Annotated in this window: 5 protein-coding genes and 2 pseudogenes; 4 read left to right on the top strand and 3 right to left on the bottom strand. The window is 69.9% G+C overall.

The window, feature by feature from the left end:
• Window positions 1-313, bottom strand: a pseudogene (locus AVW11_RS28515) (hypothetical protein); the annotation flags it as partial.
• A 594-nt stretch (window positions 314-907) separates the two neighbouring features.
• Between AVW11_RS28515 and AVW11_RS28510 the strand changes: the two are divergent.
• From AVW11_RS28510 to AVW11_RS37540, 3 genes are all read left to right on the top strand, one after another.
• Window positions 908-1,867, top strand: a complete 960-nt coding sequence (locus tag AVW11_RS28510) for a trypsin-like serine peptidase (RefSeq protein ID WP_158076168.1) — start codon at window positions 908-910, stop codon at window positions 1,865-1,867.
• Window positions 1,864-2,760, top strand: coding sequence for a hypothetical protein (locus tag AVW11_RS28505; RefSeq protein WP_076046443.1), 897 nt, complete (start codon window positions 1,864-1,866; stop codon window positions 2,758-2,760). The genes AVW11_RS28510 and AVW11_RS28505 overlap by 4 nt, the downstream gene beginning before the upstream one ends.
• Window positions 2,761-3,257: 497 nt before the next feature.
• Entirely contained in the window at window positions 3,258-4,010 is a 753-nt protein-coding gene (locus AVW11_RS37540; protein ID WP_158076167.1) for a hypothetical protein, read from the top strand.
• A gap of 554 nt (window positions 4,011-4,564) precedes the next feature.
• On the opposite strand, the gene AVW11_RS28495 is transcribed toward AVW11_RS37540, so the two are convergent.
• On the bottom strand, window positions 4,565-5,305 hold the full coding sequence (locus AVW11_RS28495; RefSeq protein ID WP_076046441.1) for a VOC family protein: 741 nt from the start codon (window positions 5,303-5,305) through the stop codon (window positions 4,565-4,567).
• Between the two features lie 94 nt (window positions 5,306-5,399).
• Here AVW11_RS28495 and AVW11_RS28490 point away from each other — a divergent pair.
• Window positions 5,400-5,585, top strand: a pseudogene (locus AVW11_RS28490) (XRE family transcriptional regulator); the annotation flags it as partial.
• A 261-nt stretch (window positions 5,586-5,846) separates the two neighbouring features.
• Here the strand turns inward: AVW11_RS28490 and AVW11_RS28485 are convergent.
• On the bottom strand, window positions 5,847-6,122 hold the full coding sequence (locus AVW11_RS28485) for an isoamylase early set domain-containing protein (RefSeq protein WP_076046440.1): 276 nt from the start codon (window positions 6,120-6,122) through the stop codon (window positions 5,847-5,849).
• Window positions 6,123-6,535: the final 413 nt, after the last annotated feature.

The raw sequence follows: 6,535 nt of genomic DNA, 5'->3' as shown, positions 1-6,535 counted from the left end.
GGCGGGCGGCACCCGAACGCAGGTGCCGCCCGCCGCCGTCGACAGCGTCAGGGCTGCCCGCCCCACCACCGCTTGCGGGGGTGGAATTCACCTCGCCCGGGTCGCCCTGGGCCTGGCCGGGCACGGCTGGCCCGCCCGGCGGGGCGAGCGCAGGACGCTCCGGGGCTGGGGTCAGGGCCGCCACCGCCCGCTGCAGGTCCGCAATGTGCTCACCCCGCGCCACGAGCTCGCGGCGCAGGTGCTCGGCCTCGGCCTCCGCCAACTTCTGCCCGAAACGGGCCTCGGCCAGCGCAAGGGCATGCTCCGCGTTCAACCGAGCCAGCTCCGCCCGCAGGGCGGTCGCGTCCTGCTCCTTACCGTCGGACGGAGCCGCTGGACCGGCCGGGGCCGGGGCGGCCTGGTCCGGCGGGGCTGGGGCGTTGAGTCGGAAACCCGCTGCCAGGAGGTCGTCCACCGGGACCATCCAGCCGCGCTCGGGGTCCTGGAAGGAACCGGGCAGGTCACCCGCCTCACGGCGGCGGCGGATCGTGGAGCGGCTGACGCCGCGGCGGCGGCCTCCCGCTGGGTCAGCATCGGGCGCGTCATAAGCACATCCTCTCCGGCCACGCCGCCCCCTTACACCACCACCCCCACCGGCCCTGTCGGACCGGCCGCGAAACTGTCCCCACGTGTGCCCGGGCGACGGCCGTGACCTGGCCAGTGACCACCCGCGACGCCCTCTCGCCGCTCGGGTGAGTGCTTGCCGGGTGGCGGTTTCGGCCATGTGGGGCCTCTCTGATCGCCATTTGGTGGTCGACCCCGCTTGCTGTGCGTGTGAAGGCGTCCGGGCCAAGGACATGGGCGCACGCTGGCGGGTGTCGAATCACGCTCCGTCTCGTTCGGGGCCGGCAGCTGAGGGGTGCGCATAGTGAGGGAAGCAGCAGGATTGGTCGGCGGCGATGCGGATTCGCGATGGACAGAAACCATTGACCAGACCAAACGCACTCACCAGGCTCTCCGTGCTAAGCGTCTCGATTTGGCGAACACCGAGGACGAAATCAAGCAGCGGAACAAGCGGCTGGCGAAACACCACGACGCCGAAGGCGTCAAAGAAGGCATCGTCGATTTCGATGATTCCGTGTGGACTACTTTTTTCAGCCGGGGCGAGATCGTGTCCCGCGCGATCGGCCGGGTTGTCCTTCCGCAACGGCCTTCCAAAGCGCTCGGCACAGGAGTGCTGATCGCTCCACAGCTGCTGCTGACGAACAACCACGTGGTGCCCTTCGAGGCCCACCAGAGCGAGGCGGCGGTGGAGTTCAACTACGAGTACGACGAGAACGGCAAGCCACGCGAGTATCAAACCTTCCGTTTCGCTCCTGAGGTGTGCTGGTTCACCGATGTGGAGCTGGACTTCAGCCTCGTCGGGCTGAAGAAGGTGGACGGCAAGCGTCCGGGCGATATCTACGGTTGGGTACCGCTCATCGAGCAGACCGGCAAAGTCATCAGAGGCGAGCCCCTGAACGTGATCCACCACCCTTGTGGCGGCCTCAAGCGCATGAGCATCCGCGAAAACCGCATGGTGGCGGAGGACGAACTGTGGCTGCGCTACACCAGTGACACCCAGGGGGGCTCGTCGGGGGCGCCGGTTTTCAACGACCAGTGGGAAATGGTGGCGCTGCATCATGAGGGGATCCCCAAGCTCGTCGATGGGCGAGAAGTCAACTTGCAAGGCCAACCCTGGACTGAAGAGATGGGCCCCGGTGCCAAGGCATACGACCGAAACGAAGGCATCCGGGTGAGCAGGATCGTCCAGCGCCTCAAGGAAGCGGAAGTAGCCGAGTCCATGCGTGTGTTGATCAGCCAGGCACTGACGGGAGAACAGGTATGAGCGCAACACTCGTCTTCATTCACGGACGCCGCCAGGAGACCAAGACCCCGGAAGAGCTGGAGCGGGAATGGCGGGCTGGGCTCGCCGCAGGTCTGATCAGAGCCAAACAGAAGTCGGCGGACTCCGTTCCCGTCGTACTGCCCTACTACGCGAAGCTGCTGGCCAGCATCACCAATCAACTCGCCCAGAGCAGCGCGAAGGGGGACTTCGAGGCCCTGCCCGATGGCATCGATGAGCCGGCCCCGTTCCACCCTCATCTTGGAGAGGACATCGGCAAGGCCGAACGCGAGCTGCTCCGAAGCCTGGTCGTCGAGCAGAGAAGACGCCGAGGGGACTTGGAAGGACTGGGTGGACTCCTGAGCGGCATCCTGTCCTGGGACGACGCGCGGCGATTGCTCGTGTGGCTTTGCAGCCACACCAAGGCCGACCAGGACTACATCAAAGCGTTCCTGAGCGACGTAGCGATGTACCTGACCAAGGCCAGGACTCCCGTCCAGGACCTCGTCAGGAAGGAGATCCCCGACGGGGATCTCATCCTGGTGACGCACAGCCTGGGCACGGTGGTAGCGCGCGACCTCCTCGATGACAAAGACGTGCGCGACCGCACCCTGCTCTGGGTCACCGCAGGTTCCCCCCTCGGCCTCGAAGCCGTACAGAAGAACCTACTCTCTCCGGGGAAGATCCACCCCGGAGTCCCCCAGTGGGTTAGCACCTACGACGTTAACGACATCGTCGCCCTCGGCCACCCACTGAAGCCCAACTGGGGGAAACCCCCCAAGGGCAGCAAGGAAATCGAGGACATCGAGGTGGACAACGGAGACGAACCGCACTCCATCGCCCGCTACCTCGGACATCATGAGGTAGCCCGGCGCATCGGAGAAGCCCTCGCCTAAACCATGCGACGGACGGCCGTCACCCGGAGCGCCGGCCCCCTCCACACGCGGCGGAGTGCGCAGGCGGACGTCACAGAGGTCGGTCGTCGTCGCCTCCACCATCGCAGCCGCGCTCGCCGACCTCGACCCCACCGTGGTCCACCCCCACGTCGACCGACCCGTGATCCGCCGCCCCACACCTCGGACCTGACCATCGGCAGCACGACCAGGCCCCTTGGGGCCGCCCTCATCAAAGGCGGCCCCAAGGGGCCTTTCGTTGCTGATGACATCCGGATACCCGCCGCTGCCTGAGCCGTTTGCCGGAGCCCTCGGGGAGGCCGCGCACACCGCGGCGGTGGCCTACCGCCTGGTGCTGGCCATCTCCGACGCGGTCCGCCGTGCCGCTCAGAAGCACCTGAGTGGCCGGGTGGAGGAACTCGGCGAGGACGCGGGGAAGATGGGCGCCGGGCTGGTCGGCCGACCAGCTGCGCGGCCACCTGGGCGACGACGTTCTGGCCGTGCTGATGCGGGATACGGACTGGCTGTGGATGGCCCGCCGGCTGGTCGGTCTGCAGCTGGCCGGTGTCGACCTCTCGGTGTTCCTGCCGCAGATGGGCCGGATGACCGCCGGGATCCACCAGGCCGTCACCGCGAACGCCGCGCGGATTAAGGCCGAGGGCACCGACTGCTGGGCCGAGCTCCTCAAGGCGACGATGCCTTCAGGTCTGGTCCGCGATGCGATCCTCGCCTCCCCGGCCTGGCCCGACATCGCCGCCGCGATGGGCCGCCTCGACGCCGCAGGCATCGACGTCGCCCGGATCCTCACCGACGCCCACCGCGCCGGAGCCGGCGTCGACCAGGCCGTCGCCGCAGTCACCGCGGCCGCCGCCACCGCCCCGACCGCCCCCACCGCGGCCCCGACCGCCCCCACCCGACCGATCCCGGCCCCCGCTCCCGCAGCTCCCGCAGCTCCCGCTCCTGCTCCCGGGGCCGTGGCCGGCGCCGCGAGGGACGTGCTGGCCGAACGCATGGGCGCGGCCGGTGACCCGTGGGCCGCGTCCGCCCGCCCGGTCCCCGCTCCGGCACCCGCCCCTGCGGGCCCGCCCGCCCCCGCCGCGTCCCTGCCTGCGAATGCGGATGCGAAGCGGGCCTGGGGCCCGCTGACCGAGGGTCTGACCGTTCCCCGCGACCTCGACCTCGACCTCGGCAACCGGCCCGCATGCAACAGCTCGGCGAACACCACGGCACCGACACCGTCGCCCAGCACCTGAACCGCCTCACCACCAACACCTCCTGGCAGGAAGCCACCGGCCCCGCCCTGGTCGGCCGCCTCGTCGACGCCACCCTCACCTCCCTGACCACCCCACCCGGCACACCGGCCCCCTCCCGGCCCCGGGTCTCCGCGGCCGCCGCGCGTTCCCGCTCCACCACCCCCGGCGCTGCGGCCCCTGGCCGGCAGGCCCCGGCGGAGGCCGCGGAAACAACGGCTCCTGCAGCCGGGACAGCACCTCGTTCACAGCCACCGAATCTGGGCCGCACCACCCGGACGAGGAACGATTTCAAGCGACTCCCGAACCACCCGAAGGAAGATCAACAAATACAACGCGTGCCCGGTTCACGGAACTTGTGCCAGACCCACTTCGCGCCGTTGACGTCGGCGTTTGCGTTGGCGAGTTGAGCGCGGTGGGCGGCGAGCAAGCCGATCCCGCCCCGACACGCAATCTCTCGCCGCCCGGATTGACCGGGACGCCACTGCCCGCCCACCCGGAGTGACGGCGCACGAGTACACGAGGTTCACGTGTCGGGGTGTGGTCAAGACTCGGCGTCAGGACCGGGCGAGGACGCAGAACTCGTGGCCCTCTGGGTCGGTAAGGCACGTCCACGGAACGTCGCCCTGGCCGACGTCGAGGTCGGCGGCGCCGAGGGCCCGCAGCCGGGCCACCTCCGCTGCCTTGTCGTCACCAGGGTCCGGCACCAGGTCAAGATGGACGCGGTCCGGCACAGTCTTCACGTCGGGCGAGCGGAGGAACTCAAGATACGGGCCGACACCCTTGGCTGAGCGCCACACCGCACGGTCGTCCGTCACCTCGTGCAGGGTCCAGTCCATCGCCTCGTCCCAGAACCGGGCCATGGCCCGCGGATCCGCGCAGTCGACCACCACCCGGGCGATCGGCCCGGTGTCCCGGTACATCTCCCGAGGCTCCAGCACGCAGAACTCGTTGCCCTCCGGATCAGCCAGGACCGTCCACGGCACATCGCCCTGGCCCACGCGGGCGGGCGTCGCACCGAGAGCCTTCAGACGCGCGACCAACTCCGCCTGATGGGCCACAGAGGTGGTGGCGAGATCGACGTGCACACGATTCTTTGTCGCCGTCCTGGGTTCCGGGACGGCAATGACGTCGATGCATACGCCGACCGGGTCCAGCCAATCGAAGCCGACGGGTTTGGCGGCGGTCGCGCCCGCCTCCTCGCCGGCAACCGTCCAGCCGAGCGCTTCCGCCCAGAACCGGCCGACCGCCGAGTCATCGAGCGCCTTTATGTTCACCAGGACAGGTCGCAGCGTCATGCCGGCGATCCTATGCACCTGCTCTGCAAGTCACAGCGGTGGCAACAATCGCTGGAAGGTGGCATCTACCGCGTGAAGTCACAGACACCGCGACCGCGGAGCGCCCCGCGAGCTGCCGCGGTTCGCGACCCATCTGCAGACGCACCGCGGCCTGATGCTCGCCCGTGCCGGTGACACCGCCGGCGGTGCCGCGTATGCCCGCGCGGCGCTGGATGCGCTCCCGCGGGAGAAGTACTCCCTGACCTTGCGCCTGCTGATGGCGGAAGTCGAGCAGTCCTGACCCCCGCGAGGCCGTGTGGCGGCGGCAGGTGGTCGGGGCCAAGAGGCCGGCAGCCCTGTCGGCGGGGCCGGTGTGGCCGGGGCTTCGGAGCGGCGCGGGGGTGCGGAGGGACTCGGCGGGTGGCCGGGGCAGCGCGTGTTCCTGGCGTGTCCCGCCGGGCCCTTGTTCCGGGGCCGGGGCGGGTGCTGTACGGCTCGTGGTGGGCGTCTGTCCGGCCGTGGCCGGGGTAAACCGGGGCCGCTGCGGGTGCAGCAGGGAGCTCTAGGTGTGGACGCGGCTGTTGGTGCCGTCGTGGTGATCGGCGGTGTCGTCGTCGAACCAGTGGTCGCCGGCGGCGAGGCAGCGGAAGGAGTGGCTGCTGTGCGCAGGAAGCGAGACGCGGGCTGCGCGGGTGCCATCGCCGCGGGGTTCGAGGGGGTGGGCGGCGGGGTTCCAGTGGTTGAAGTCCCCGACCACGCTGACCGGCCCGGTGGGTCGGTCCTCCGGCAGGACGAAGGTGACCTGGGTCCTGTCCTTGAGCTGCTTGCGTTCGAGCACGGGTGATCTCCAACCCTGGATGTCGGGTGAGCCTGGATCGTTGCCTGCGCGGCGGGCGTTATCCCCGGGGCCTGCCCGGAGGTACTGGTGCGTCCTTTCACGGGCCCGGGCCTGAGCAGTGGTGGGCCGAGCTGCGCAGCGTGCTGGACGTCCCGGCTGCGGTGCTGGCGGGGCGGGAGGCGGTCCGGACGCTGGATGCGCCGTTCGTTCCCGTTTTCCCTCGGCGTCGACGACCTCGGCCGGATGGTGCTCGCGGGGCCGGCGCTGCTCCTGGACTCCTCCGTCGAAGCGCTGCGCGCCGGCCGACGGAGGAGGTGTGTATGTGGTGGTCCGCAGCCACCCCGCCGCCCTCGCCGGTTCGACGACCGGGGGTGGAGGTTCCCGCCGCTATGGGCCCGCGCTGGAGCGGAGGC

It is taken from the genome of Streptomyces amritsarensis, from assembly GCF_001953875.1.
GTDB lineage: Bacteria > Actinomycetota > Actinomycetes > Streptomycetales > Streptomycetaceae > Streptomyces > Streptomyces amritsarensis.
Note: the sequence above shows the minus strand (reverse complement) of the source record. Positions and strands in the feature narration are given on the sequence as shown.